Below are 25,688 nucleotides of genomic sequence, written 5' to 3'. Positions count from 1 at the left end.
ATTCAACCTTCGCAAGTCGAATTATCCCAGTTCAGGGCACCATTCTTCGTGTTTGACACGGGTTTCCACTCAATCAGCATGAAATCCCGAGGCTAAGTCGGTAGCTGGCAGCTTTGGCAAGGTTTCTGGCGGGAACCGAGACAGAAGGACAAGTAGATTTGACCTGAGTGTGAATTTCCCTCGGATACAGTAGGGCACCGTTAGCACGAGCCCTTGAATCGTGGGGATTGGCAACGATAATCCTGCAACCCGTCTCGGGTAGAGGGTCGCCGTCCGGGTCAGTCTCTCCAGGGTCACCCTCGGCTAGTGGCTGAACATCTTGAGGTGAGGGTGAATCGCTTTGATCTTGGGTCGAGGCGTCCACGCCCCCAGGGTCGGTGTAATCGGCTGATTCACGGGGAAGGGGAGTCGCCTACTTGGTACCTGCGTAGACAGCCGACTGATCAGCAGCCCGCATCAGGTGCCGGTACAGCGTCGTCCGCCCGACGTCGAGGATCTCGGCAATCTCGACCTGAGTCATCCCGTCCACGGTGCGTTGGTGTCGTTCGACCTCGCGGTCTCAGCCGCGTGTGGTGGCATCTGCGATCAGGGTGTGAGTTGGTGCAGTAAAGCATCCTCCTCAAGAAAGGAGGCGGCATCAAACCCGAGACGGTTCAGAACGACCGCCGTCACCACTTGCGTCACTCGTTCGAATCGTCGTATCCGGTCGATCACCATCAGATGTCCTCAGGATTGGAGGACCGGGTGAACAGTTCTCGCTGCACCCGGAGAATGACCTCACGTTGTGCGGGGTCGGGAATCAGTTCGTCGAGCGCCAAAGTCTCGGCAGCCCCGCCACCCTCCTCGTCGGCACCGTCGGAGGGCTCGATGATCCCCATCTGTTGTTGATCGAAGAACTCGAGAAGTCGGGTTGCGAGTGCATCGATCTCCGACTCGACCGAGTCCGGGCTGCGCCCTTCGAGTTGTGACCAGTGCGCAAGTAGCTTCAGGTACCGCTCGCGCCGGAGGTCGTCGATCATCGTTGCCTCGTAGCCCGTGAGCAGGAACTCGGGCGCGCTCCCTGACATCGAGAGGACTTCGACGAGGTCCCGGTCCAGCCGAAGAGCCGAACCGACCTCGACGGACGGAGCGCCGTCGATGGCGTCGGACAAGGCCGTGGCCAGTCCCGCGGGCAGCGCTGAGATCGGATTGCCGCGATCAACCTCGGCGAGCATCGCGGTGAGCTGCATCTTCTTGCGTGCGAGGATGTTCTGTTCCTTCTCGATGCCGGCGATCAAAGCCCGAAGGTCCGCGGCGACGTCGCGTTCGTCTTCACTCGATCTTTCGTCGGAGAGGATGGCGGCGACCGACCCGAGAGGAACTCCACTGGTCGCCAGCCAGCGGATTCGCATCAAGCGGACAGCGTCGGTGAGGGTGTATTCACGGTAGCCGTTGGATCGACGCCGCGGCTCGTTCAGCAGGCCGAGTCGGTGGTAGTGCCGCACGGTTCGCGTCGTTGTGCCGGCAAATTCGGCGAGCTTGCTTATTCGCATGAATCAAGTCTCAACTATGACGCAAGGTCAAGGTCAAGGGTTCCCCTGCCCACACCGGCGCTTTCGAGGAGTCGCCCGGCACGACAACCTCGCATCCAGCTGCGGGTCTGTAGCTGTTCTCTTTGTTTCAAACCTGTTGGCCCGTGAACAACCCCGCGTGTTCTGTGAACCGGGCTGCAATGGGGACGAAACATCGCCTCGGTAGCTTGGGCGGTCCAACACCGACCGGAGGCTCATTGTGCCCGAACAGTTCTCACGAAATGCGGTAGAACTTCTCACGAGGGGTCTCGGCCGTCGCCGTTTCATTCAGAGCGTGGTAGCGGTCGGCGCCGGTGTGGGTGTGGCCGGGGCCGCCGCGGCGTGTTCGGACGCATCAGCGGGACCGACAGTCTCCTCACCTGCTCTGCCGTATGCCGGCGGGATTCCGATCCTGCAGCCGGGCCAAGGTGACCGGTCCGGCGACATATACCTCGGATCGCTCCCCGACGAAGTGCTCTGGGGTTACGTGCCGAATGTGCACACCAGTCCGGTGGTCCGGTTGAGGTCGGGGCAGACAATCACCATCGACACCGTCTCACACGAGGGAATACTCGAAGACCAGGGCCGCAACCCCATCGACTACTTCGGTACGAAAGGTGTCGCCGCCGGCGACGTGCTCCAGGACGCTGCGGCGATCGCCGCCGAATACGACCGCACACCACGTGATTTCGGCAAGGATGGACCCCACGTAGTCACCGGACCGGTCTTCGTCGAAGGTGCCGAACCCGGCGATGTCCTCAAGATCGAGACATTGGAGATCATCCCCCGAGTCCCGTACGGTGTCGTCTCCAGTCGGCACGGCAAGGGTGCGCTTGCGAGGACCGGTGACGGTGGCGCACCCGCGGGTATCGACATCGCCGAGGTGATGCCACCGGTGTCCACAGACGGGCGAGCCGGTGCCGATCCCACATCGCACGGCAACGTATCGGTCTTCACGACCATCGAAAACGGGCTGGGCGTCATGCCCTTCGGGCAGAACTCCCGCGTCCAGTTTCCGCTCCGCCCGTTCATGGGCATGATGGGCGTCGCATTTTCCACCGACGCCGATCCGACCTCACCCAACTCGAACTCGATTCCGCCGACACTGGGTGGTGGCAACATCGATATCCGGTTGCTGGGCGAAGGTTCCTCCTTCTACCTGCCCGTCTTCGCCCCCGGCGCACTCTTCTACGTCGGCGACCCGCACATGGCAATGGGGGACGGTGAAGTGGCGCTCACCGCAATGGAAGGTTCACTGCGCGGGACCTTCCGACTGACCGTCTGCAAACCAGGATCGGGAGATGCACCGAGTGTCGCCTACGGCTACCCGTTCGCGGAAACAACCGAGTCTTGGATCCCCATCGGGCTGTCCGACCCCGACGGCGCGATCGACGGTCAGGGCAGTGACCTCAATGTTGCGATGCGGAGGGCTGTCGTCAATGCTCTGGACTTCCTCGAAAAGGACCAGGGCATGGACCGCGCGACCGCGTACGCATATCTCTCGGCAGCGGCCGACTTCACGGTGTCGCAGGTGGTCGACCGGACCGTGGGCGTTCACGGGCAGATCTACAAGGATCATTTCAGCTGATCATTGCCAATCGCCGAGATCTACCGCGACGAGATGCCGATCCTGCTCTCGACCGGTTGTCAGCGGCGTGTCACCCACTTGTTGACCAACCGATTGAGCCTCGCCGGTGAGCACTGCGCGACCGCCGCGAGCACTCGCGCCTGCCATCCCACCGCCCGGTGCACCCGCCCCCAAGTACGTCCCGGGCGGGTTGCCTCGTAGATCTCGGCGGCGACATCGTCGGGAGTCAGGCGGATGCCCAGCGTGCGGACGGCACCGACGTTCATGTCGTGCGTCATCGCGGTGTCGACGAACAGCGGCCACAACGCGAACACCCGGATGTCGTACCGGCTCCATTCGAGTTCGAGAGCTTCCGTCAGGCCGCGTACCGCGAACTTCGTCGCGCTGTACGTGGCGAGGTCACGTTGCCCGTAGATCGCCGACGCCGAACAGAGGTTGACCACCTGCGCGCCCGGCGTGCGGCGCAAGTATTCGAACGCAGTGTGGCAGCCGAGGATTGTGCCCGTGACGTTCACGTCGACGATCCGGCGGTGCCGTTCGGCGGGGGTGTCCTCGAACGGCCCGGACGACAGGATGCCGGCGTTGTTGACGAGGATGTCGAGCCGACCGTCCGGGCAGAACTCCGACAGGGCACGAGCCCAGGCGTCGGCGTCGGTGACGTCGAGAATACCGGTGACGATGTCGGGCTGCGCATCGGCGAGGCTGTGCAGCCCCGATGCGTCGACGTCGAAAGCGCCGACGCGGTAGCCGTGATTCGCGAACTGCAGTGCGGCGGCCCGTCCGATTCCGGATGCGGCGCCGGTGACGAACACGCTGGGTCTGCTCATGGGGGGAGCCTAGACAATGCGACTCGTTCCGACCTGGTCGCCGAGTACGGCGCGTCGGCGCAGGGCTTGAACGACACCCGCACGTCCGCTCGCTCCTGTAGTCCAGGCAGGGGACACCGGCATGCCGATCCCACCTTTCGTCGCGGTGGTCGGGCAGGATCGGGCGATGGCACCGACCGGTCTGAGCACCATCGATCCGCCCGAGGTATGCCTGGCGTGGGTGAAATCCGCTCGTCCGCGCGAGGTCATCCTCGACCACCCGATGAACGTCAATCTGACCTGGTGAACGATGCCCCGCAGGAACGGTGCCTTCCCGGAGGACCCGTCGCCGGACAGGACGCTGCTGGTTATCGTTCGATACGCTTCGGCCCTCGTCGTCGACGGTTGGACTCGGGTTCTGTGGGCTATCCGACCGGGGAGACTCGTTCAGTACGTGGTTGTCAGCGGTGAGCTGGCTACCAGCGGTGGTGACCTGCGCGATGGTGCGCCCTGCGCCCATTGCGAGACGAAGTCGAGGTACTCGGCGGCAAGTCGATCGCTAACGCCCTGGGTTGCGCTGCGCCGTCGGTGACCGCGTCAGCGGACGGACAGCTGCGTGCCGATGACGCGCAGCAGGTCGAGTTTGGCGGCGTCGTCGGTGCCGGGGGCGGCGGTGAAGACGAGGAGGCGATGGCCGGTCTCGGTGTCGAGCAACGTCTGGCAGTGCAGCGTCAGCTCGCCCACGTCGGGATGCGCGAAGCGCTTGGTCATCGGATGCTTTTCGGCGACCTCGTGGTCGGCCCACACGGCCGCGAACTCCGGGCTCACCCGCTTGAGTTCGGCGACGATCGCGCCCGCGCGCGAGCGGTCGCCGGTCCGCGCGTACACGGCCCGCAGCTCGGCGACGAACGTGCGCCCCCGCAGGTCGTGGTCGGCGCGCGCGTACACGTCGCGCGATTCCGGCTCGGTGAACCACCGGTAGACGGTGGCGCGGCGCAGTCCGCTCAGCTCCCGCGCGTCGCCGAGAAGCGCACGGGCGGGCTCGGTCTGGGCGAGGGTTTCCCCCAGCTCGGTCACGACCTGCGCGGGGGTGTCGGTGAGACGCTCGAGGATCCGCTGTATTCCGGGTGAGACGTGCAGATCTGCCGTGACACGCTCGGGAGCGGCGTGCCCGCTCAGCCGGAACAGATGGTCGCGCTCGGCGCGGTCGAGGTGCAGGGCACGGGCCAGGGCAGCGAGGATCTGCACGGAGGGCTGCGGTCCCCGCGACTGCTCGAGCCGGTTGAGGTAGTCCGTAGACATGCCCGCCAGCACGGCGACCTCTTCCCGCCGCAGCCCGGGCGTGCGCCGTCGGGGACCGCGCGGCAGTCCGACGTCTTCGGGCTGCAGTGCTTCGCGGTGCTTGCGCAGGAACTCGGCCAGCTGATGCATGCTCTCATCCTCCTCGTGTGCGCGGCGCCGAGCCAGGTATCCGCGGTCCCTCGATCGCTGGGGCCTGGAAGGGCGGACGGATGCGGCGGAGCCTGAGGACATGACCGACGAACGAATCATCCTCATCACCGGCGGCTCGCGTGGGCTGGGCCGCGCCGCCGCCCTCACCCTCGCCGACGGCGGCGACGACATCGTGCTCACCTACCGTAGCGATGCGGAGGCAGCAGCCGCCGTGGTCGCCGAAGTCCGCGCGCGAGGACGGCGGGCGGTGGCCCTCGCGCTGGACACCACCGCCCCCGAGACCTTCGCGGAGTTCGCGGAGCGGTTGCGCGAGACTCTCGACACCCAGTGGGCCCGCGACACGTTCGACGTTCTGGTGAACAACGCCGGTTATGGCGGTGCGGCACCCGTGGGAGCCTTCGACCGCGACGGCATCGACCGCCTCGTCTCCGTGCACTTCACGGGTGTCGTGCTGCTGACCCAGCAGCTGTTGCCCGCGCTCGCGGACGGCGGCCGCATCCTCAACGTGTCCACGGGGCTGACCCGCTTCGCCGCGCCCGGCATGGCGATGTACGCGGCGGTCAAGAGCGCGGTGGAGACTTTCACGGTGTATCTCGCGCAAGACCTGGGCGCCCGCGGCATCGCCGTGAACGTCATCGCGCCGGGAGCGACCGCCACCGACTTCGGCGGGGGCGCAGTGCGCGACGACGACCAATATCGCGCCGTGCTGCTGCCGACGGTCGCGATGGGCCGCATCGGCGAGCCCGACGACATCGGGGCGGCCGTCGCCGCGATCCTCGATCCGCGGATGGCGTGGGTCACCGGTCAGCGGATCGAGGCCTCCGGCGGCCAGCGCCTGTGACCGCGGGTGTAGCGGGCTGAGCGGAGCGGCCGTTCTCTTCGCGGCACTGCTGGTCGACGCCTTCATCGGCGGGGTGATCAGCTCGAACCCGGCGCAGGTCGTGCGCGGCCGGCGCCGGGGTTCGCCGCGGTCGCGGCGGGATGGTCTTCGGGTTTCGCCGTGATCACGTCGAAGCTCCGCACCGATCCGGGGGATGTTCGCTTCGTCGCCGCCGTGAAGGGGCGGCCTCAGCCTATCTACCTGTGCGTCTCCAAGACACTCGCAGGCCGGCCCAAAGACCGCGAGTTCGTCGCCGCCCTGGTGAACGAGAACATCGTCGCTGCTGATGCACTTCTCCGCAGCCTCGCCGGAGGCATCGACCGGCCCCGGTTACCTCGCCGAGAGTCAGACGATGCTCGACCGGGCGCGAGGCCGGTTCGAACGTCTCGCAGCCTCACCATCGGACGGAGCGACCACGGCCGGCATCGACACCGCGATCCTCGACGCCATCGCTTCACCTGAGCGTTGACCCTGTCGAGGTGCGCTGTTACCGCGACATGTCGGTGCCTGCATCGCGGCCGACACCGTTGTCTGGCTCTTGTTGCGCCCGCTCAGGTTGGTCTGCGGTGTACGTGAGCACATGACGGCAGGAGAAGTTTCTTCGCGACAGTTGGGATGGAACGGCATGCGGCCGCGGAAACGGAAAGCGGTCGAACAGTGGCTGTTTCGAGCCGAGTCCGCAGATCTTCCGACCAGCCGCAGGCACCGGCGCCGCGTCTGTTCACGAACGCACGTGCATCCGTTCGCCTTGGGGACCGAAGATCGCCAACACCTCGCACGCGTCGGGGCCGGGATTGCCGATCCAGTGCGGCGTGCGGGTATCGAATTCGACGACCTCTCCCGGTGAGAGCACCATGTCGCGGTTACCGAGGATCAGGCGCAAGCGCCCACTGAGCACGTAGAGCCACTCGTAGCCCTCGTGGGTCTGCAACGTCGGTTGGGCCACGTCGTCGACCGTCGGCAGCACCATCTTGAAGGACTGAAGGCCACCGGGACGCCGGGTCAACGAGAGGAAGGTCCGGCCGTGCCGGGTCACCGCCTTCGGCCGGATCCTGGGGTCGCCGGTTTCCGGGGCGTCGACGAGTTCGTCGAGGGCGACGCGGTAGGCGCGGGCCAGTGGCAGCAGAAGCTCGAGGGTCGGCTTGCGCTGTCCCGCTTCCAGTCGGGAGAGGGTGCTGACGGAAATGCCGGTCTCCGCCGCGAGGTCACCGAGGGTGGCTTCCCGCTCGAGTCTGAGTTGTCGAAGTCTCGGGCCCACGCCCTTCAGAACGTCCTCGTCTGCCATGGCACCCAGTATGCCCGAATTGTTTGCTGCATCGGCAAGATTGTTTGCCATTCCCGGATCCGCGTTGCACCCTCGGGATATGACCGATAACGAGAACTTCGATGTGGTGATCATCGGCGGCGGCGCTGCCGGCCTGAGTGGCGCGATGGCGCTCGGCCGGTCCCGTCGCCGGGTGTTGGTGATCGACGCCGGAGAACCCCGCAACGCCGCCGCCGAGCACGCCCATAACTACCTCGGCCGCGAAGGTGTCGCTCCGTTCGATCTGCTTGCCGACGGCAAATCCGAGGTGGAAGCCTACGGCGTGGAGGTGACGGGCGATCGAGTGGAGGCCGTGAGCCGTACCGAGCACGGCTTCGCCGTGGACACCGGAAACGGACGCCGGGTCACGGCTCGACGCGTCCTCCTCGCGACCGGCGCGGTGGACGAGTTGCCCGACGTTCCCGGACTGGCCGCACGATGGGGACGCGACGTCCTCCACTGCCCTTATTGCCACGGCTGGGAGGTGCGCGACCGAGCGATTGCGGTGCTGGCGACCAGCCCCATGGCAGGACATCAGGGCCTGCTCTTCCGTCAACTGACCGACGACGTCGTCATCGTCGTCGCCGACGGGGTGCAACTGCCGCCTGACGATGTGGAACGGATGGCTGCCATCGGCGTGCGGATCGAGCACGGCACTCCGCAAGAGGTCGTCACCGACGGTGATCGACTGGTGGGGTTGCGGCTGGCCGACGGCTCGGTCCTCGAGCGGGATGCGATCGTCGTCGGCGCGCGGCCGCAGGTGCGACTCGAGTTCCTCGGGTCTCTGGGGCTCGAGCCGCAAGAGGTCGAGTTCGGTGGGGCGCCGATGGGCACCGTGATCCCGGTCGACGCGATGGGAGCAACCACTGTTCCCGGTCTCTACGCAGCCGGCAACGCGACCGACATCAGCCTGACCCTGATCGGCTCGGCCGCACACGGTAATCGTGTGGGCGCCTTCATCAATGCCGACCTGGCTGCGGAGGACGCCGATCGTGCGGTCGCCGAGCGCAGGGCCGAGATGTTCGAGCAACCCGCGTGGGAGGACCGCTACTCCGGGGATCGCGTCTGGAGCGGAAACGTCAACCCGCAACTCGAAGCCGAGGCATCCTCCCTCGCTCCGGGACGCGCACTCGACGTGGGCTGCGGCGAAGGCGCCGATGCGATCTGGCTGGCCGGCCGCGGCTGGACGGTGACCGCCTTGGACTTCGCGAGAGCGGCCCTCGAGAAGACCACCGCGCACGCGGCCGAGTCCGGAGTCGGCGAGCGTGTCACGACGCTCCAGGCCGACATCCGCACGTGGGAGCCCGGAGATGAACGGTGGGACCTGGTCTCGTCGCAGTTCATGCACCTGCCCGACGGTGGGATGGTCGACATCACCCGGCGCCTCGGTTCCGCGGTGGCTCCGGGCGGCACCCTGCTCGTGGTGGGTCACCACCCCGACGACATGGCGACCGGTCTCCGGCACGGCCACCACTCGTTCCTCTTCACGCCCCAGTCGCTGATCCCGGCGCTCGAGGACGGCAAGTGGGAGATCGAAGTCTGCGAGGCGAGGTCCCGCACGGCCGTTCACCCGCACTCCGGGGAGGAGATCACCGTTCGCGACTCGGTGCTGCGGGCGCGACGGCTCGGCTGAGTTTCGGCGCGTGGCACGCATTTCCGTTTGACCTTCTCGCTACGGCAACTTCTACGGTCGGAGCCGAGACCGGATCGACCGGTCTCCAAAACGATGGGAACTGCTATGAGCTGGTCGATCGCGGAGGTCGCGAAGATGTCGGGAGTTACCGCCCGCACTCTGCGGCACTACGACGACATCGGACTGCTCGAGCCCGCCTACGTGGGCGCCAACGGCTACCGCTACTACGAGCAGGAGCAACTGCTGCGCCTGCAGCAGATTCTCGTGCTGCGCGAACTCGGCCTGAGCCTGGCCGAGATCGGGCGAGCGGTCGACTCCGAGCCGGACACGCTCGCCGCCCTCAAACGGCAGCACGATCGTCTGCTGGCGGAGCGAAACCGGCTGGCGAAGATGGCCGACACGGTGGCACGCACCATCGCCGAAATCGAAGGGACGACGGCAATGACCGGAAAGATCCACCGCCCCGAGAACTTGTTCGAGGGTTTCGATTACAAGCAGTACGACGACGAGGCACGTGACCGCTGGCCGGAGGAATTCGAGCAGTCGCGACGGAGGACCGCGACGATGACGCCGGACGACGTCGAGAGTATGCAGCGTGAGGCCACTGCCGCGATGATCCGGATGGCGGAGTTCATGGCGGCTGGAACCCCGGTCGCGGACGAGGCGGTGCAAGCGGAGATCGACACGCAATACCAGGGCATGTGCCGCATGTGGACCCCGAACCGGGACGCGTACAAGTGCGTCGGGCAGATGTACGTGGACGACGAACGATTCAAGGCGAGCTACGAGAAGATCGCCGAGGGTCTGGCCGAGTATCAGCGAGACGCGATGGTTGACTACGCGGACGAGCGGCTCGGCGACTAGGGCATGTCTGACAATCTTCGGGCCCAGGCGATGACCGCGTTGAGGACGGCAGCTGCGCGGTAGACGATCGCGAGCTTGTCATACCGAGTCGCCAGACCGCGCCACTGCTTCAGGTGACAGAACCGCCGCTCGACGACGTTGCGGCCGCGGTAGTCGACCTCGTCAAACACAGGCGGGCGGCCGCCGCGCGATCCACGTCGGCGCCGATGCCCGGCCTGATCGGACGGTTCAGCGATGACCGCACCGATCCCGCGGCGGCGCAGCAATTCCCGGTTCGCGCGGGAGGAGTAGGCCTTGTCGCCACGGACCCGATCGGGTCGGGTCCGCGGCCGGCCACCTCCGAGCCTCGGAACGCGCAGATGGCCGAGGAGGTGCGCGAATGCGGGGCTGTCACCAGATTGGCCGGGTGAGACGAGCACGACGAGGGGCATGCCGTGTCCGTCGACGAGGTGATGGATCTTCGTCGACAGGCCGCCACGGGACCGGCCGATCGCGTGGTCAGGCGGCTCGATCGAAGGATTCGTGTAATTCGACGCACCCCCCTGTGTGGCGGGTGGTGTTCGTGGCGTGCTGGTGAGCGCGCACGATGGTTGAGTCCACCGATATTGCCCAGTCGACGACCCCGGCCGCGTCGGCGTGAGTGAGCAGCCGTTCCAGGATCCGGTCCCAGGTTCCGTCGCCGGCGAGACGGCGGTGCCAGGTCCAGATGGTCTGCCACGGCCCGAACACCTCGGGCACGTCCCGCCACGCGAGCCCGCAGCGGTAGCGGTAGACGATGCCTTCGACCATCGACCGAGCGTCGGAGAACGGGCGGCCACGCCGACCCGTTCTCACTGGAAGCAGGTCCGCGACCAGCTCCCACTGATCATCCGACAACACTCGAAGCCGTGTCATCCCAACAGCTTCACACCAACCGGTCGGCTGGCGCTGCGTGCGCCCGGAAATGAAGCCACCGTCATATAGCTTCGGTGTGGACCAAGGGGGATAGCCATGGGTGCCGATAACGTGATCGAACGGGCGGACTTCGGCGACGCCGGTCTCGCCGCCTTTCTCCAGGCCCACCTCGGTGACATCGCCCCGACAGCACCGGCAACCAGCCGCCACGCACTGGATATGGCGGGGCTCATGCATCCGTCGGTTCGACTCTGGGTTGTCAGGCACCGCGGTGACGTCGTCGCGACCGGGGCCCTCGTCATGCTCGAACCAGGCCACGAAGAGCTCAAGAGCATGCGAACAGCTCCCGAGTCGCGCGGACGCGGGATCGCACGGCTCCTCCTGGAGCATCTGTTGCACGATGCCAAAATGCGAGGAGTGTCGAGGATTTCACTCGAAACCGGTTCGATGGACTTCTTCGAGCCTGCCCGCCGCCTCTACTCCTCCTCCGGATTCGTTCCGTGCGGCCCCTTCGGGCGCTACGAGATGGATCCGAACAGCATCTTCATGACACTGGCATGGTGAGTCGTCACGGTTGTGCTTCTCGGTCATGTTTAATGGGGTCGTGATTACCCACGCACAGCTCTGGTGGCCGCGCTCCGTAGCGGCCTGATCCACTGTGTCTTCGGCCGCCTCTCCGGTGGCCGATTACTCTCGCTTCCTGCGGTGATACCGGCTGGTGCGATGGGGTGGCCTCGATTTCGAGAGGAACCCCAGATGACCCGTGACAGAGACAAGCCTCCTGTGGTTGGGATCGGCGAGATGCTGATCAGTTCCCGCTCACTCGCCGAGTACAAGGCCATGTTCAATCTCACCGAGAGCGACTTGTCTCGGAGGATTCTGGACTGCCCAGGTGGTGCGGCAGGTTTCACCAGTGCCGTGAACGGTCTCGGCGGTGACGTGACCGCGTGTGACATGGCGTATTTCGACGGCGATGCTGAGCAACTCGCCGGCATAGTGGCGGCCGAAACCGATCGCGGGAACCGGTACATCCGTGCCCACGCGGAGCACTACGACTGGACCTTCTTCGCGGACCCCGACGAGCATCTTCGCCTACGACAGCACGCGGCCGCGGATTTTGCCGCGGACCTCAGCCGGAACCGCCACCGCTACGTCCCGGGACGGCTGCCTGCCCTGCCGTTCCCTGATGCCAGCTTCGATCTGGTACTCAGCTCCCATCTGCTGTTCAGCTATTCCGATCGTCTCGACCCGACCTTCCACCTCGATGCGATCACCGAACTGATGCGCGTCACCCGCAGTGAGTTGCGGATCTTCCCCCTGGTGGACTCCGCGTCCGCGGCCCTCTATCCGCATCTGGACACACTGCTCACCGAACTTCGGAACTGGGGGATCGCGGGTGACGTTGTCGAGGTCGGGTATCGCTTTCAGCGCGGTGCCCACGACATGCTGGTCTGTCGTCACATCGCCCGTGAGGCATCGTGAACGCCATCGGGGGATCCGCCTGATCAGCGGATCAACGCTCTGTCAGCAATTCTCAGACATGTCCTAGTCCTGGCCTCGGGCTACGGCCTGCGGCTTTCCGTGCGCTTTCCCTTGGCGGGAGCGCGTTTGCGTGAATACCGGGAGCAACCCGATACCCCCCGAGCCGACCGGCCCGGGGGGTATCGGCGGCTGTGCAGGGCTCGACAGAGCCAGACGCCAGCAGACGGCTTGCTACGCGCCGACGGCGTCCGACAGTGCGGTGAGGCGGTCGCGTTCGAGGTCAGTAAGGGTTAGGCGCGTCGCGTCGAGCAGCGCCGGCAACTGCTCGATCCGGCTGACACTCGCCAAGGGGGCGACGACGCCGGGCCGGGTCAGCAACCAGGCCAGCGCGACCGTGGAGATCTCGACTGCATGTGCAGTCGCGATCTCGGCGAGCGCATCGACCACGGCGAGGCCGGCGTCGGTGAAGTAGCGCGTGGCCATCCGCTCGCGGATCCGGTCGGTGAAGTCGTCCTGCGACCGGTACTTTCCGGTCAGGAATCCCGCAGCAAGAGAGTAGTAGGGCAGCACACCCAGGTCGTGTTCGAGAGCGATGGGGGCATAACCGTTTTCGTACTCTGCTCGGTGGACGAGGTTGTAGTGCGGTTGCAGCGACACGGGAGCGTCGAACCCGTGCTCCTCCGCGATCTCGAGCCATTCCGTGACGCGGGCGGGGGAGAAGTTGGACAGGCCGACGTAGCGCACCTTGCCGTCGCGGACGAGTTCGTCGAATGTGGCGACGATTTCGGCGAGCGGGGTCTCGGGGTCGTCGGAATGCGCGTAGTACAGATCGATGTGGTCGGACTGCAACCGCTTCAAGGAGGTGTCCACCGCGGCCCGAATATTCGCCGGGGCAAGACCGGGGAATTCGGGATGATGGCCGACCTTCGTCGCGATCATCACCTCGTCGCGGTTGCCGCGCGAGGCCGCCCAGTTGCCCAGGATCGTTTCGGATTCGCCGCCGGAGTTGCCGGGTGCGAAGGCAGAGTACGAGTCCGCGGTGTCGACGAGGTTGCCGCCGGACGCCCGGAAGGCGTCGAGGATCTCGAAGGACGCGCGTTCGTCGGCCGTCCAGCCGAAAGTGTTGCCGCCGAGGGCAAATGGGAAGATGTCGAGGCGGGAATTGCCGATCGTCGTCACGATGCTCCTGCGGTAGCCGATGTCGAGTACGTGGGCACCCTAGCCGGACTTTCCGGTAGCCGGGTGTCGGTGCAGGTGAGAGCGGTCCTCGGCCTGTGGTCAGGTCGGTGGACGCAGCGCGGCGAATTCGTCGGTCACGCGCAGCCTCGATTCGGTGAACCGGTACAGCGCGGGCGGACGGCCGCCGGCGGGGCCGGGTGGTGCGGTGTTCCCGGTCGCTGTCAGCACGCGGCGGCGAGTCAGCACGCGCTGCAAATTCGTCGCATCCACTTGGTATCCCAGTGCGGCACAGTAGATGTCACGCAATGTCGACATGGAGAACTCTGCGGGTGCGAGCCCGTAGGCAATGTTGGTGTAGGAGAGTTTCGCGGCGAGTCGGGTACGTGCGTTCTCCACCATCCGGCCGTGGTCGAACGACATCTCGGGCAGGTGGGAGACGGGATGCCACGAGGTGTCCGAGGGCAACCGGGGGTCGGACGTGATCGGGACCAGTCCCAGGTAGGTCGACGCGACGGTGCGTTCTCCGGGGACTCGGCGGGGGTCGGAGTACACCGACAACTGCTCGAGGTGGGCGACCTCGCGTACGTCCACTTTCTCGGCCAGTTGGCGCCGGGCGGAGGACGTGAGGTCCTCGTCGTCCCGCAGCGTGCCTCCCGGTAGCGACCATGTTCCGGCTTCGGGATCGAGCGCGCGTTGCCAGAGCAGGACCCCGAGTTCGGGGTCACCGCCGGGGTTCCGGGGCGAGGGTGGGAAGGTGCGAACCTGGAACACCACGATGAGCACTTCGTGACGAGTGTTACTATGTGGCATGTTTTCGATTCTAAGTCGAAAACCCCTGAAAGCGGAAATCCGGGCGCAGCCCGCCCGGAGTCCCCTTCCCGAAGGAGCAAGGCCATGACCACGACCGAGTGGGCGGGAGCCGCCGCCATCATCGACGGCCCCGGTGGTTACACGGGCATCGAGGCGACGCCGGAATGGGCCGACGAGGTCCGCCGGCTGGCCCGAGCGCGCAACGCGACGGTGCTGGCGCACAACTATCAGCTGCCGGCCATCCAGGACGTCGCAGACCACGTCGGCGACTCGCTCGCCCTCTCGCGCATCGCCGCGGAGGCCGAGGAAGGCACCATCATCTTCTGCGGTGTCCACTTCATGGCGGAGACCGCGAAGATCCTCAGCCCGGACAAGACGGTCCTGATCCCCGACGAACGCGCGGGCTGCTCACTGGCCGACTCCATCAACGCCGACCAACTCCGCGAGTGGAAGGCCGAACACCCGGACGCAGTGGTCGTCTCCTACGTCAACACGACGGCCGAGGTCAAAGGCCTGACCGACATCTGCTGCACCTCGTCCAACGCGGTAGATGTGGTCGCGTCGATCGACCCGGACCGCGAAGTGCTGTTCCTGCCCGACCAGTTCCTCGGCGCGCACGTCAAGCGCGTCACCGGACGCGACAACATCCACATCTGGGCAGGGGAATGCCACGTACACGCGGGCATCAACGGTGACGAACTCACCGCCAAGGCCAAGGCGCACCCCGACGCCGACCTGTTCGTCCACCCCGAGTGCGGCTGCGCGACGTCGGCGCTCTACCTCGCCGGGGAAGGCTTCGTCCCCGACGACAAGGTCAAGATCCTCTCGACCGGCGGCATGATCGACGCGGCCCGCGCCACCAACGCGAAGCAGGTTCTCGTCGCCACCGAGGTGGGCATGCTGCACCAACTCCGCAAGGCAGCGCCGGGCATCGACTTCCAGGCGGTCAACGACCGTGCATCCTGCCCGTACATGAAGATGATCACCCCCGCGGCTCTGCTGCGGTGCCTCCAGGAAGGCAAGGACGAGGTGCACGTCGCGCCCGACGTCGCCGAGCGCGCCCGCCTGTCGGTTCAGCGCATGATCTCCATCGGAAATCCGGGCAGCGGCGAGTGACCACCGGCACGAGCGGGGTGGCGTGGGAGGACCACGCCGACCTCGTCGTGGTCGGCGGTGGGGTGGCCGGCCTCACCGCCGCACGTGCCGCATCCCGGCGCGGGATGCGGGTGCTCACGGTCAGCAAGGGCGGCCCCACCGACACCTCCACCCAGTACGCGCAGGGTGGGATCGCCGTCGTCGCGCCTGTCGGTGACACGGTCGACTCGCACGTCGCCGACACGCTCGCGGCAGGCGGCGGGCTGTGCGACGAGGATGCTGTGCGATCGATCGTCTCGGCGGGTCCCGACGCGGTCGCGGCGCTGAGCGATCTCGGTGCGGTGTTCGACATCGGCCGGGACGGCACCGTCGCCCGCACCCGCGAGGGCGGGCACAGTATCCGTCGCATCATCCACGCCGGCGGCGACGCGACCGGCGCCGAGATCCAGCGGGCGCTCAACTCCGCAGGTCTGCCCGTGCTCTTCGGCGCCTCTGCGGCACGGATACTCACCGGTCCTCAGGGGGTCACCGGGGTGCTGGTGCTCGACGACCGCGGCGCGGGCGTCGTCCACACTCCGGCGGTGCTGCTCGCCACCGGGGGGCTCGGGCAGTTGTATGCCTGCAGCACCAACCCGCCCGGCGCGACAGCCGACGGCATCGCCCTCGCCTTCGGGGCGGGCGCCGGGATCGCGGATCTCGAGTTCGTCCAGTTCCACCCCACCGTGCTGTTCGCGGCCGGCGGGGTGGGGCGGCGACCGCTCATCAGCGAGGCGGTGCGTGGAGAAGGTGCCCGCCTGGTAGATTCGCGCGGCACTTCGGTGACCGAGGGTGTCCATCCGCTCGGCGATCTGGCACCGCGCGACGTGGTGTCGCGGGCGATCGCGGGTCGCCTCGCCGATCTCGGTGAGGATCACGTCTTCCTCGACGCGCGCCACCTCGACGGGTTCGGCAGCCGTTTCCCGACCATCACTGCGATGTGTGCCGAGGCGGGCCTCGATCCCTCCCGGGACCTGCTGCCCGTCGCCCCGGCGGCGCACTATTCGTGTGGGGGAGTCGTCACCGACGTCCACGGGCGCACCCGGGTTCCCGGGCTCTACGCGGCCGGAGAAGTCGCTCGCACCGGACTACACGGAGCCAACCGACTCGCCTCCAACAGCCTGCTGGAGGGATTGGTGCTCGGCGAACGCGCCGGAATCGCCGCCGCAGTCGAGCGCGGTGGCCTCCGCGTCGAGGTCAGCGACGCAGCGCCGCCGACTCTTCCGCGCCTCGACCGCACCGCGCTCCAGCACCTGATGACCCGGAACGCCTCGGTCGTCCGCGACGCAGACGGCCTCGCGGCCGCCGCGGCGATGCTCGACTCCGCACCGGCCTCCGAATGCACCGACACGGCGGCCCTCGAGGACGCGGCCCTCACCGTGAGCGCGCGGATACTCGTCCGCGCGGCGCAGCGGCGCACCGAATCACGCGGGTGCCACACCCGCAGCGACCACCCTGTGCCGGACCCGGCATGGGCCCACAGTCTCGAACAACGTCTCGACAGCGACGGCGACACGACCGTCACGATCCCGCAACTGACAGGAGCGAACTGACATGGCCACCGCCCTGCCCGACGGCCTCGACCTCGACGAGACCCGCGCACTGGTGGTGCGGGCCCTCGACGAGGACCTGCGCTACGGGCCCGACATCACCTCGGATGCGACCGTGCCCGCAGACGCGACCACCACCGCGTCGGTCGTGGCCCGGCAGGCCGGCACGGTGGCCGGACTCGACGTCGGTCTTCTCGTCCTCGACCAGGTGATCGGCCCGAACCACTACCGGGTGGTCGACCGTGCCGAAGACGGCCACCGCGTGGTGCCCGGCGAATCCGTGCTCACCGTCGAAGCGCCCACCCGCGGATTGCTCACCGCCGAACGCACGATGCTCAACCTGCTGTGTCACCTGTCGGGCATTGCGACCACCACGTCGCACTGGGTCGACGCGGTGCGCGGCACCGAAGCGAAGATCCGCGACAGCCGTAAGACCCTGCCAGGCCTTCGGTCACTGCAGAAGTACGCGGTACGCGTCGGCGGCGGCGTGAACCACCGGATGGGTCTCGGCGACGAAGCGCTCATCAAGGACAACCACGTCGCGGCCGCGGGTTCGGTAGTGGCCGCCCTGCGCGCGGTCCGAGCGCACGCCCCCGGCGTCCCCTGCGAGGTGGAGGTCGACACACTCGAACAGTTCGACGAGGTTCTCGCCGAGAACGTCGAACTGATCCTGCTCGACAACTTCCCGCTGTGGCAGACCCAGATCGCGGTGCAGCGGCGCAACACCAACGCTCCGCAGACGCGGCTCGAGTCGTCGGGCGGTCTGTCCCTCGAAGCCGCCGCGGAGTACGCCCGCACCGGAGTCGATTTCCTCGCGGTCGGTGCGCTCACCCATTCGGTGACCGTGCTCGACCTCGGGCTCGACATGTAGGTGTCAGCGCCCGGTCATCGCCCGGATCAGCGGTCCTGCGGGAAGTGACGCGAACAACCGTGCTTCGTCGACCAGGGAGGTGTCCTCGTCGAGGAAACGGAGCACGGGCTCTGCCGACGTCCGTGAGAACAACGCCGCGAACGTGTCCTCGAGGAGACTCGGACGGTCGACCACCGCCGAAAGCAATGCGCGGTCGTAGCGTACGAATCGGTTGTGGCGCTTGGGGAGATCGAACGGGTGTCCGTGCTGTGCGAACGACTCCGCGATCGCTTCGCAGTCGCGTTGGATCCGCTCGTACGCATAGCCGCTGCTCGCTTTGAGCAACCCCGCGGCGGCTCCGATCCTCACGATGTGCCCGTCGCTGCGCTCCGCAGGCTGCGCCACCAGCGGCAGCCGCGCCTGTTCCGACGCCCCGAACTCGTAGGCGCTCTCCGCAACTCCGAGGACCTCGGAGAAATAGACGCGCAGCGCCGCGAGATGCACCTCGGTGGGCACACCGGGGTTCGCAGGATCGAGAAAACAGGTGTGCTCGACGAGCGCGTGGTGGGCATCGCTCGGGAGTACGTACACGAAGGACGCCCTATCGGTTTGATCCGTCCGGAAGTCGAACAGCATCGGCACGTGGGGGTCGAACAGCGGAGCCTCCGCCCGGACACGCACCCCGAGAAAGTCCAGGGCGGCATCGGCGTGCGAATCGACTGCGATCGGACCGCGTGCGTCGAACACCCAGTCGGGGCGCAGTTCTCGCCCGTCGTCGAGTGTCACCAGTGGCCGTTCGACGTTGTCGACATCGACGACACGACCGGGTACCGCCCCCACATCCGGCACCGGATCGGTGTACCGGCGAACCGCCGCCACCAGCGCGGCACCGTGCACCACGCGGTAGCGGTATTCCCCGAGGGCGAGTGTGCGATCGTGGCCACCCGCATGGACACGCATCCGATCGAACACCTCGGTATCCGCGGAATCGAGCAGCGCGGTGCGTCTCGTCCACGAGGCCCAGGAGGCGGCGGTGATGTCGTGTGCGGGGTCGTCGACGACCACGACCGGTCCCGGCCGGGGAGTCGTAGCGGCGAGATGCGCGGCGAGCGAGAGCCCGCTCAATCCACCGCCGAGGATCGCGATGCCGCCGTGCAACGGACCTTCCCAGGTTCGAAGACTCATCGGCCCTCCGTTCGTCGCGGATGGCGCCCATTGTCCGGTACCGGCACCTTCGATGCAGCGGTATTGCCTCCCGGCAAATCCCGGCACGTCGCGGCGGGTCCCGGAACTGTGGCGTTCCGAACCTGCGCCGAACGATCTGCGGTACAAATATGGATCTGAGTTCAGCGATGTCGGATCGCGGGGTGGGGCGGCCTCGCGCGGAGCACAGTTCTCGTCAACGGGGGCGGAAAGATTGACGATGCGGTTACCGATGGCACCGACCGATTCGATGTTCCTGCTGGGAGAGTCTCCCGACCACCCGATGCACGTGGGTGGACTGTTGCTGTTCCAGCCTCCCGAAGATTCCGACGCCACCGCGCTGAGAGCCAGGTTCGACGACGCGCTGCGCCGCGAAGATCCTGCGGCACCACTGTGGCGCAAGCGTCCCGTCCGATCGGTGACGACACTGGGGCAGTGGGCGTGGGAGGAAGATCCCCGGTTCGACCTCGAGTACCACGTGCGGTTCAACGCCCTGCCCGAACCGGGCTCGACCAAGGAACTGTGGGACCTCGTCTCCCGGTTGCACGCCGCGCTTCTCGACCGCACCCGGCCGCTGTGGGAGATGCACCTCATCGAAGGACTGGCAGACGGACGCTTCGCCCTCTACGTGAAGATCCACCACTCGATGGCCGACGGCATCGGCGCCATGCGGTTGCTGCGACGCGCGCTCGGCACCGATCCGAACGACACCGGCATGCCCGCGCCGTGGGCGGCGACCGACGCGAGACCACCCGCACGCTCCACAGTGGCGACGGCGATCGGTTTCCCGGGGCACGCCGTGCGCGCCGTCCGGGGAGTGGTCTCCGAAGCGGTGACGGTCGCCTCCGGCGCGGTCTCGCTCGTTCCGGCGCTGGTCGGCACCGTCGACCTCGCGCTGCACGACCGCGGGGGTCCGCTCTCCCTCGGTGCTCCCCACACCATCCTCAACGAGCAGATCTCGGGGTCACGGCGGTTCGCGGCCCGATCCTGGTCGCTCGAGCGTCTCCGCCTGGTCGCCAAACTCACCGACAGCACGATCAACGACGTGGTGCTCGCCCTCTCCGCGGGTGCCCTGCGCACCTATCTTCTCGAGCGCGACGCGCTGCCCGAACGGTCGCTCGTCGCGATGGTCCCGGTGTCTTTGCGCAGCAACAAGTCCGGCAACGACATCGCGGTTCTGATGTGCGACCTCGGGACCCGGCACGCGGACCCGGAGCAAAGGCTCGATCGGGTGCGGGCCTCGATGCTCGAGGGTAAACGCGCGATGCGGGGAATGACCAAGATCGGCCGTCTCGCCGCGAGCGCGGTCGGGGTCGCGCCCGTCGCGGTCGGTGTCGTGACCGGCAATCGGGTGGTGCCGTGGACGCCGTTCAACGTGATCGTCTCCAACGTTCCCGGACCCGAGGAACCGTTGTACTGGAACGGCGCCCGCGTCGACGCGTTGTATCCGCTGTCGGTGCCGGTCGACGGGCAGGCCCTCAACATCACCTGCACGAGCACCGACGACGAGATCGCCTTCGGCCTCACCGCGTGCGGGCGCACGGTGCCGGACCTGGCCTGCCTGCTCGATCATCTCGACGCCGAACTCGCCGCACTCGAAAGCGTTCTCACGGTGGACGCGGTCGATGAGATCGACGAGGTCGACGCGGGCAGGTGAGACCCGTGGTCGCGTCGCGTTCGCTAGGCTCGACGCCTGTGACCGAATTCGGACCTGATGTGGTGGCCGCTGTGACCACTCATATGAACGACGACCACGCCGACGACAACCTGCTCATCGTGCGCGCCTTCGCCGAGCCGCGGACGACGCGTACCCGCATGACCGGGGTGAACACCGAGTCGGGGGAGTGGACGATCGAGATCGACGGGCAGGAACGAACCGTACGGATCCCGTGGATCGAACCGGTCGCGGACCGCACCGGCCTGCGCACCGCGGTGGTCGACCTGTATCGGGCGGCGTGCGTGCGGCTCGGCGTCGATCCCGCCGAGCACTGACAGACCACCGCACCTGACAGACCACCGCACCGGAAGGTTCACCGGACGCGGGTCTCCGCGATGATCCTCCGGTAGGTGTCCACGCCGTCCGTGGGACGTCGGGTGAGGGTGGGGTCTTCCCGGACGTCGACCGTGTACAACCCGAAACGCGGTTCGTACGAACCCCATTCGTAGTTGTCGGTGATCGACCAGTAGTTGTATCCGAACACCGGGGCGCCGTCGGCGATCGCGCGCACCATCTGCGCCACATGCTCCTGCAGATGCCGCGATCTGGTCCAGCCGTCCGCGCGGGGCGCACCGTCGGCTGTCGCCATCCCGTTTTCCACCACGTACAACGGCATTCCGGGAAAGCGGCGGGCGTAGTCCATGAGCGCGTCGTACAGACCGGGCGGGTGCGGTGTCACCGCGTACGGCCGGCCGGTCGCACCGTTCACCGCGGTGAGATTGTCCGGGGCCACACCGTAGTAGTAGTCGACACCCACGAAGTCGAGGCGGTCGCGGACGCGGTCGAGAAACCAGGTGTCCAGGTAGGGCGCCGCACCGGGGATATAGGCCGCGTTCGACGTGACCTGCGCACGCGGGTCGTACCGGTGGATCGTCTCGTACGCCGCGCGGTGCGCCTCGACGAGCCGGTCGAACATCATCGGCGCGTCGCCGGCGGCCAGACCACCGTTGGACACCTCGTGCCATACGTAGATGCTCGGCTCGTTCACCGTCACCCACAGCGTGCCGTTGCCGGCATACCGCGCGGCGACGGCATCCGCGTGTGCAAGCCATGCGTCCACGATGCCGGGGTACGACCAGCCGCCCCGGTCGGCGATCCAGCCCGGGTACACCCAATGGTCGAGCGTGATCATCGGAGTCATGCCGAACTCACGGATCGTCGCGATCACGTCGTCGTAGTAGCGGAGTTCGGTCTCGTCCCACTGCCCGGGCCGGGGCTGGATGCGCGCCCACTCCACCGAAATGCGGTACACGCCGACTCCCAGGTCGGCGGCGCGCGCGATGTCGTCCCGGTAGCGGTGCCGGAAGTCCACCGCGGTGCCCACCGGTTCGTGCCGCCCGCTCGCGGCGTAGCGCGACCAGTTGCTGTCCGGACCCGATCCCTCGGACTGGAATCCCGAACTCGACACGCCCCACAGGAAGCCGCCGGTGTCGGCGTGCGCGGGTACCCCTGCCACGGCAGTCGTGAGCGCCAGGACGGTGACGACCACCACGTGCAGCCCGGTACGACGGAGTGCGACGACTGCCTTGCCACGCCCCCCAGCAACCATGTATCGCACGGTAGAGCGCCCGCCGCACCGCCGTGGCGCTTCCACACCGATTCGCCGGGCGTGCCGCCGGTCTATGGTCGACGGGGGCGCAACACGCCCGCAACGGGGAGTGGATGACAGACCACTCCGGTTCATCGCGGATAATGGGGGTCGATCCCTGTTCTGCGAGAGAGGACACCTCATGCTTGCCCGCACCGACCTGCGTGGTCGTACACCCACCACCGCGGAGCTGAGGGGCGCGCTGCCCCGAGGCGGAGTGGACGTGGACGCGGTGCTCCATCAGGTCCGTCCCGTCGTCGACGACATCCGCGACCGCGGCGCCGACGCCGCCCTCGACTACTGCGAGAAGTTCGACGGAGTGCGCCCCGCGTCCGTCCGTGTTCCCCAGGCAGAGGTCGACCGCGCACTCGCCGAACTCGACCCGGCCGTGCGCGCCGCTCTCGAAGTCGCCATCGAACGGACCCGCAAGGTCCACGCCGAGCAGCGCCGCACCGACACCGTCACCGAGGTCGTCCCCGGCGGCACCGTCACCGAGCGCTGGGTTCCGGTCGACCGCGTCGGCCTGTACGTGCCGGGCGGCAACGCCGTCTACCCGTCGTCGGTCGTGATGAACGTCGTGCCTGCGCAGGCCGCCGAGGTCCAGTCCCTCGTCATCGCGTCGCCGCCGCAGAAGAACTTCGGTGGTCTTCCGCACCCGACGATCCTCGCCGCAGCCGCACTGCTCGGCGTGGACGAGGTGTGGGCGGTCGGAGGCGCTCAGGGTGTCGCGTTGCTGTCGTACGGCGGAACCGACACCGACGGTGCCGAACTCGCCCCGGTCGACATGATCACCGGGCCCGGAAACATCTACGTCACCGCCGCCAAGCGGCTGTGCCGATCAGTGGTCGGTATCGATGCCGAGGCCGGACCGACCGAGATCGCGATCCTCGCCGACCACACGGCCGACCCGGTGCACGTCGCCGCCGACCTCGTCAGCCAGGCCGAGCACGACGTGATGGCCGCCTCCGTCCTGGTGACCACCAGCCCCGAACTCGCCGACGCGGTCGACACCGCGCTCGCCGCGCAACTCGAACTGACCAAGCACCGGGAGCGAGTCACCACCGCGCTGTCCGGCAGTCAGTCGGGGATCGTGCTCGTCGACGACATCGACCAGGGCCTCGACGTGGTCAACGCCTACGCAGCCGAGCACCTCGAGATCCAGACGGAGAACGCGTCCGCGGTCGCGGCCCGCGTTCGCGCCGCCGGGGCGATCTTCGTCGGCCCGTGGGCGCCCGTCTCGCTGGGCGACTACTGCGCCGGCTCGAACCACGTGCTGCCCACGGCGGGCTGCGCGCGGCACCAGTCCGGGCTGAGCGTGCAAACGTTCCTGCGCGGCATCCACGTCGTCGAGTACTCCGAGTCCGCACTGAAGGACGTCGCCGGGCACGTGATCACCCTCGCGAACGCCGAGGACCTGCCCGCACACGGTGAAGCCGTGCGGCTGCGATTCGAGGCACTCCGGTGACCGGCCCGTCGATTCCGGGCGCCCGCATCACGCTCGACGACCTGCCGCTGCGGGAGAACCTGCGCGGCAAGTCGCCGTACGGCGCACCGCAACTGTCGGTACCTGTGCAGCTCAACACCAACGAGAATCCGCACCCGCCGTCGCAGGCACTCGTCGACGACGTCGCCGAGTCGGTGCGCGAGGCCGCGACACAGTTGCACCGGTACCCCGACCGCGACGCCGTGGCGCTGCGTGCGGACCTCGCCGCGTATCTCACCCGGCAGACCGGGGTTGCCGTCGGTGTCGAAAACGTATGGGCCGCCAACGGTTCCAACGAGATTCTGCAACAGCTGTCGCAGGCCTTCGGAGGACCGGGCCGGAGCGCGATGGGATTCGTGCCGTCGTACTCGATGCACCCGATCATCGCCGACGGCACGCAGACCGAATGGGTCGCCGCGTACCGCCGCTCCGACTTCACCCTCGACGTGGACGCTTCGGTGGCCGCGATCCGCGACCGCCGTCCCGACGTGGTGTTCGTCACCAGCCCCAACAACCCGACCGGGCACAGCGTCCCGCTCGACGACCTGCGCAAGATCCTCGACGCCGCTCCCGGCATCGTGATCGTCGACGAGGCGTACGCCGAGTTCTCCGGTGCTCCCAGCGCTCTCGCGCTGATCGACGAGTACCCGGCGAAGGTCGTCGTCTCGCGCACGATGAGCAAGGCTTTCGCGTTCGCCGGTGGCCGTCTCGGTTACCTCGCTGCCGCACCCGCGGTGATCGACGCGCTGCTGCTCGTCCGGTTGCCGTACCACCTGTCCGTGGTGACGCAGGCCGCGGCGCGTGCTGCGCTGCGGCACGCCGACGAGACCCTCGGCTCGGTGGCGGAACTGGCCGCACAGCGCGACCGGGTCGCCGCCGAACTTGCCGGATTCGGCTACGACGTGATCCCGTCCGACGCCAACTTCATCCTGTTCGGGCGCTTCGCCGATGCGCCCGCCACCTGGAAGCGCTACCTCGACGAAGGCGTCCTGATTCGGGACGTCGGCATTCCCGGATACCTGCGCACCACGATCGGCCTGGCACACGAGAACGACGAGTTGCTGCGGGTCAGTGAAAAACTCGCCGCTACGGAAATCGAGGCAACCCGATGAGCGACCGCATCGCAAAGGTCGAACGCACCACCAGGGAGTCGTCCATCACCGTCGAGCTGAACCTCGACGGCACCGGCCGCACCGACATCGCCACCGGTGTCCCCTTCTACGACCACATGCTCACCGCACTCGGCCAGCACGGCAGCTTCGACCTCACCGTGCATGCGAAGGGCGACGTCGAGATCGACGCGCACCACACCGTCGAAGACACCGCGATCGTTCTCGGACAGGCGTTCAACCAGGCCATCGGCGACAAGCGCGGCATCCGGCGCTTCGGCGACTCGTTCATCCCGATGGACGAAACGCTCGCCCACGCGTCGGTCGACGTGTCGGGACGCCCGTACTTCGTCCACACCGGCGAGCCGGACTACCTGGTGCACTCGGTCATCGGCGGATACCCCGGCGTGCCGTACGCGACGGTGATCAACAAGCACGTGTTCGAATCCTTCGCGTTCCACGCGCGGATCGCACTGCACGTGCGGGTGCTCTACGGCCGCGACCCGCACCACATCACCGAGGCAGAGTTCAAAGCTGTCGCGCGGGCGCTGCGCGAAGCGGTCGAGCCCGACCCCCGCGTCACGGGCGTGCCCTCCACCAAGGGAACGCTCTGACA

Annotated in this window: 26 protein-coding genes; 16 read left to right on the top strand and 10 right to left on the bottom strand. The window is 67.4% G+C overall.

Going from position 1 to position 25,688, the window contains the following annotated elements; genetic code table 11:
- Positions 1-412: 412 nt before the first annotated feature.
- Together AC0B44_RS16885 and AC0B44_RS16880 are read right to left on the bottom strand one after the other, a co-directional pair.
- Positions 413-520, bottom strand: coding sequence for a hypothetical protein (locus tag AC0B44_RS16885; RefSeq protein ID WP_471903975.1), 108 nt, complete (start codon positions 518-520; stop codon positions 413-415).
- Positions 521-716: 196 nt separating this feature from the next.
- The gene (locus tag AC0B44_RS16880) at positions 717-1,532 is read right to left on the bottom strand and encodes a MerR family transcriptional regulator (RefSeq protein ID WP_471903974.1); all 816 of its coding nucleotides are present in this window, start codon (positions 1,530-1,532) and stop codon (positions 717-719) included.
- Between the two features lie 304 nt (positions 1,533-1,836).
- Here AC0B44_RS16880 and AC0B44_RS16875 point away from each other — a divergent pair, with 304 nt between their 5' ends.
- Complete coding sequence (locus tag AC0B44_RS16875; protein WP_471903982.1) at positions 1,837-3,138, top strand: acetamidase/formamidase family protein; 1,302 nt, start codon at positions 1,837-1,839, stop codon at positions 3,136-3,138.
- 59 nt (positions 3,139-3,197) lie between these two features.
- On the opposite strand, the gene AC0B44_RS16870 is transcribed toward AC0B44_RS16875, so the two are convergent.
- A complete protein-coding gene (locus tag AC0B44_RS16870; protein ID WP_471903973.1) occupies positions 3,198-3,965 on the bottom strand; it encodes an SDR family oxidoreductase in 768 nt (255 codons plus the stop codon).
- A 121-nt stretch (positions 3,966-4,086) separates the two neighbouring features.
- Here AC0B44_RS16870 and AC0B44_RS16865 point away from each other — a divergent pair, with 121 nt between their 5' ends.
- Complete coding sequence (locus tag AC0B44_RS16865) at positions 4,087-4,251, top strand: hypothetical protein (protein ID WP_471903972.1); 165 nt, start codon at positions 4,087-4,089, stop codon at positions 4,249-4,251.
- A 290-nt stretch (positions 4,252-4,541) separates the two neighbouring features.
- Here AC0B44_RS16865 and AC0B44_RS16860 read toward each other — a convergent pair whose 3' ends face one another.
- On the bottom strand, positions 4,542-5,375 hold the full coding sequence (locus AC0B44_RS16860) for a helix-turn-helix transcriptional regulator (protein ID WP_471903971.1): 834 nt from the start codon (positions 5,373-5,375) through the stop codon (positions 4,542-4,544).
- Positions 5,376-5,475: 100 nt separating this feature from the next.
- On the opposite strand from AC0B44_RS16860, the gene AC0B44_RS16855 reads away from it, so the two are divergent.
- Both AC0B44_RS16855 and AC0B44_RS16850 read left to right on the top strand, forming a co-directional pair.
- Complete coding sequence (locus AC0B44_RS16855; RefSeq protein ID WP_471903970.1) at positions 5,476-6,237, top strand: SDR family NAD(P)-dependent oxidoreductase; 762 nt, start codon at positions 5,476-5,478, stop codon at positions 6,235-6,237.
- 325 nt (positions 6,238-6,562) lie between these two features.
- On the top strand, positions 6,563-6,745 hold the full coding sequence (locus AC0B44_RS16850) for a hypothetical protein (protein ID WP_471903969.1): 183 nt from the start codon (positions 6,563-6,565) through the stop codon (positions 6,743-6,745).
- 252 nt (positions 6,746-6,997) lie between these two features.
- Here the strand turns inward: AC0B44_RS16850 and AC0B44_RS16845 are convergent, their stop codons facing one another.
- The gene (locus AC0B44_RS16845) at positions 6,998-7,561 is read right to left on the bottom strand and encodes a helix-turn-helix domain-containing protein (protein WP_471903968.1); all 564 of its coding nucleotides are present in this window, start codon (positions 7,559-7,561) and stop codon (positions 6,998-7,000) included.
- 79 nt (positions 7,562-7,640) lie between these two features.
- Between AC0B44_RS16845 and AC0B44_RS16840 the strand changes: the two genes are divergently transcribed.
- The gene (locus AC0B44_RS16840; protein ID WP_471903967.1) at positions 7,641-9,212 is read left to right on the top strand and encodes an FAD-dependent oxidoreductase; all 1,572 of its coding nucleotides are present in this window, start codon (positions 7,641-7,643) and stop codon (positions 9,210-9,212) included.
- Between the two features lie 105 nt (positions 9,213-9,317).
- Positions 9,318-10,076 carry a MerR family transcriptional regulator gene (locus AC0B44_RS16835; RefSeq protein WP_471903966.1) on the top strand — a complete coding sequence of 253 codons (759 nt, stop codon included), beginning with the start codon at positions 9,318-9,320 and terminating at the stop codon, positions 10,074-10,076.
- On the opposite strand, the gene AC0B44_RS16830 is transcribed toward AC0B44_RS16835, so the two are convergent.
- Positions 10,073-10,970, bottom strand: a protein-coding gene (locus AC0B44_RS16830) for an IS5 family transposase (protein WP_471903965.1) whose coding sequence is annotated in 2 segments (ribosomal slippage) — positions 10,073-10,625 and positions 10,624-10,970 — 900 coding nt in all. Because the reading frame shifts where the segments join, the coding sequence is not laid out codon by codon here. The genes AC0B44_RS16835 and AC0B44_RS16830 overlap by 4 nt on opposite strands.
- A 96-nt stretch (positions 10,971-11,066) precedes the next feature.
- Here AC0B44_RS16830 and AC0B44_RS16825 point away from each other — a divergent pair.
- Together AC0B44_RS16825 and AC0B44_RS16820 are read left to right on the top strand one after the other, a co-directional pair.
- A complete protein-coding gene (locus tag AC0B44_RS16825; protein ID WP_471903964.1) occupies positions 11,067-11,534 on the top strand; it encodes a GNAT family N-acetyltransferase in 468 nt (155 codons plus the stop codon).
- A gap of 192 nt (positions 11,535-11,726) precedes the next feature.
- Positions 11,727-12,452, top strand: coding sequence for a methyltransferase domain-containing protein (locus AC0B44_RS16820; protein ID WP_471903963.1), 726 nt, complete (start codon positions 11,727-11,729; stop codon positions 12,450-12,452).
- A 231-nt stretch (positions 12,453-12,683) separates the two neighbouring features.
- Here the strand turns inward: AC0B44_RS16820 and AC0B44_RS16815 are convergent, their stop codons facing one another.
- Complete coding sequence (locus tag AC0B44_RS16815; protein WP_471903962.1) at positions 12,684-13,631, bottom strand: aldo/keto reductase; 948 nt, start codon at positions 13,629-13,631, stop codon at positions 12,684-12,686.
- Positions 13,632-13,730: 99 nt separating this feature from the next.
- A complete protein-coding gene (locus AC0B44_RS16810; RefSeq protein WP_471903961.1) occupies positions 13,731-14,441 on the bottom strand; it encodes an NUDIX hydrolase in 711 nt (236 codons plus the stop codon).
- Positions 14,442-14,525: 84 nt separating this feature from the next.
- On the opposite strand from AC0B44_RS16810, the gene nadA reads away from it, so the two are divergent.
- The 3 genes from nadA to nadC are packed head-to-tail and all read left to right on the top strand — an operon-like array spanning position 14,526 to position 17,993.
- Positions 14,526-15,557: a quinolinate synthase NadA gene (gene nadA, locus AC0B44_RS16805; RefSeq protein WP_471903960.1), complete on the top strand. Its 1,032-nt coding sequence runs from the start codon at positions 14,526-14,528 to the stop codon at positions 15,555-15,557.
- The gene (locus AC0B44_RS16800) at positions 15,554-17,125 is read left to right on the top strand and encodes an L-aspartate oxidase (RefSeq protein WP_471903959.1); all 1,572 of its coding nucleotides are present in this window, start codon (positions 15,554-15,556) and stop codon (positions 17,123-17,125) included. Before nadA ends, AC0B44_RS16800 begins: the two co-directional genes overlap by 4 nt.
- A gap of 1 nt (position 17,126) precedes the next feature.
- Positions 17,127-17,993: a carboxylating nicotinate-nucleotide diphosphorylase gene (gene nadC / locus AC0B44_RS16795; protein WP_471903958.1), complete on the top strand. Its 867-nt coding sequence runs from the start codon at positions 17,127-17,129 to the stop codon at positions 17,991-17,993.
- Positions 17,994-17,996: 3 nt separating this feature from the next.
- Here the strand turns inward: nadC and AC0B44_RS16790 are convergent, their stop codons facing one another.
- Positions 17,997-19,157, bottom strand: a complete 1,161-nt coding sequence (locus AC0B44_RS16790; RefSeq protein ID WP_471903957.1) for a lycopene cyclase family protein — start codon at positions 19,155-19,157, stop codon at positions 17,997-17,999.
- Positions 19,158-19,407: 250 nt separating this feature from the next.
- Between AC0B44_RS16790 and AC0B44_RS16785 the strand changes: the two genes are divergently transcribed.
- Positions 19,408-20,832 (top strand): WS/DGAT/MGAT family O-acyltransferase, encoded by a 1,425-nt coding sequence (locus tag AC0B44_RS16785; protein ID WP_471903956.1) that lies wholly within the window; start codon positions 19,408-19,410, stop codon positions 20,830-20,832.
- Between the two features lie 38 nt (positions 20,833-20,870).
- On the top strand, positions 20,871-21,167 hold the full coding sequence (locus tag AC0B44_RS16780; RefSeq protein WP_471903955.1) for a DUF2470 domain-containing protein: 297 nt from the start codon (positions 20,871-20,873) through the stop codon (positions 21,165-21,167).
- 38 nt (positions 21,168-21,205) lie between these two features.
- Here AC0B44_RS16780 and AC0B44_RS16775 read toward each other — a convergent pair whose 3' ends face one another.
- Entirely contained in the window at positions 21,206-22,441 is a 1,236-nt protein-coding gene (locus AC0B44_RS16775; RefSeq protein WP_471903954.1) for a glycoside hydrolase family 1 protein, read from the bottom strand.
- Positions 22,442-22,622: 181 nt separating this feature from the next.
- On the opposite strand from AC0B44_RS16775, the gene hisD reads away from it, so the two are divergent.
- From hisD to hisB, 3 genes are read left to right on the top strand one after another with little or no spacing between them, the layout of a single operon-like run.
- A complete protein-coding gene (gene hisD, locus AC0B44_RS16770) occupies positions 22,623-23,945 on the top strand; it encodes a histidinol dehydrogenase (protein ID WP_471903953.1) in 1,323 nt (440 codons plus the stop codon).
- Positions 23,942-25,075: a histidinol-phosphate transaminase gene (locus AC0B44_RS16765; RefSeq protein ID WP_471903952.1), complete on the top strand. Its 1,134-nt coding sequence runs from the start codon at positions 23,942-23,944 to the stop codon at positions 25,073-25,075. The genes hisD and AC0B44_RS16765 overlap by 4 nt, the downstream gene beginning before the upstream one ends.
- Entirely contained in the window at positions 25,072-25,686 is a 615-nt protein-coding gene (gene hisB / locus AC0B44_RS16760) for an imidazoleglycerol-phosphate dehydratase HisB (RefSeq protein WP_471903951.1), read from the top strand. Before AC0B44_RS16765 ends, hisB begins: the two co-directional genes overlap by 4 nt.
- Positions 25,687-25,688: the final 2 nt, after the last annotated feature.

The organism is Rhodococcus sp. NPDC019050 (assembly GCF_055664235.1).
Note: the sequence above shows the minus strand (reverse complement) of the source record. Positions and strands in the feature narration are given on the sequence as shown.

Bases quoted from the DNA above. Each gene is read 5' to 3' on its own strand.
- AC0B44_RS16885 (WP_471903975.1), bottom strand. From the start codon at position 520: ATGACTCAGGTCGAGATTGCCGAGATCCTCGACGTCGGGCGGACGACG.
- AC0B44_RS16865 (WP_471903972.1), top strand. From the start codon at position 4,087: ATGCCGATCCCACCTTTCGTCGCGGTGGTCGGGCAGGATCGGGCGATG.
- hisB (WP_471903951.1), top strand. From the start codon at position 25,072: ATGAGCGACCGCATCGCAAAGGTCGAACGCACCACCAGGGAGTCGTCC.
- AC0B44_RS16870 (WP_471903973.1), bottom strand. From the start codon at position 3,965: ATGAGCAGACCCAGCGTGTTCGTCACCGGCGCCGCATCCGGAATCGGA.
- AC0B44_RS16785 (WP_471903956.1), top strand. From the start codon at position 19,408: ATGGCACCGACCGATTCGATGTTCCTGCTGGGAGAGTCTCCCGACCAC.
- AC0B44_RS16810 (WP_471903961.1), bottom strand. From the start codon at position 14,441: ATGCCACATAGTAACACTCGTCACGAAGTGCTCATCGTGGTGTTCCAG.
- nadA (WP_471903960.1), top strand. From the start codon at position 14,526: ATGACCACGACCGAGTGGGCGGGAGCCGCCGCCATCATCGACGGCCCC.
- AC0B44_RS16790 (WP_471903957.1), bottom strand. From the start codon at position 19,157: ATGAGTCTTCGAACCTGGGAAGGTCCGTTGCACGGCGGCATCGCGATC.
- AC0B44_RS16850 (WP_471903969.1), top strand. From the start codon at position 6,563: ATGCACTTCTCCGCAGCCTCGCCGGAGGCATCGACCGGCCCCGGTTAC.
- AC0B44_RS16880 (WP_471903974.1), bottom strand. From the start codon at position 1,532: ATGCGAATAAGCAAGCTCGCCGAATTTGCCGGCACAACGACGCGAACC.
- AC0B44_RS16845 (WP_471903968.1), bottom strand. From the start codon at position 7,561: ATGGCAGACGAGGACGTTCTGAAGGGCGTGGGCCCGAGACTTCGACAA.
- hisD (WP_471903953.1), top strand. From the start codon at position 22,623: ATGCTTGCCCGCACCGACCTGCGTGGTCGTACACCCACCACCGCGGAG.
- AC0B44_RS16775 (WP_471903954.1), bottom strand. From the start codon at position 22,441: ATGGTTGCTGGGGGGCGTGGCAAGGCAGTCGTCGCACTCCGTCGTACC.
- AC0B44_RS16855 (WP_471903970.1), top strand. From the start codon at position 5,476: ATGACCGACGAACGAATCATCCTCATCACCGGCGGCTCGCGTGGGCTG.
- AC0B44_RS16840 (WP_471903967.1), top strand. From the start codon at position 7,641: ATGACCGATAACGAGAACTTCGATGTGGTGATCATCGGCGGCGGCGCT.
- AC0B44_RS16860 (WP_471903971.1), bottom strand. From the start codon at position 5,375: ATGCATCAGCTGGCCGAGTTCCTGCGCAAGCACCGCGAAGCACTGCAG.
- nadC (WP_471903958.1), top strand. From the start codon at position 17,127: ATGGCCACCGCCCTGCCCGACGGCCTCGACCTCGACGAGACCCGCGCA.
- AC0B44_RS16835 (WP_471903966.1), top strand. From the start codon at position 9,318: ATGAGCTGGTCGATCGCGGAGGTCGCGAAGATGTCGGGAGTTACCGCC.
- AC0B44_RS16825 (WP_471903964.1), top strand. From the start codon at position 11,067: ATGGGTGCCGATAACGTGATCGAACGGGCGGACTTCGGCGACGCCGGT.
- AC0B44_RS16820 (WP_471903963.1), top strand. From the start codon at position 11,727: ATGACCCGTGACAGAGACAAGCCTCCTGTGGTTGGGATCGGCGAGATG.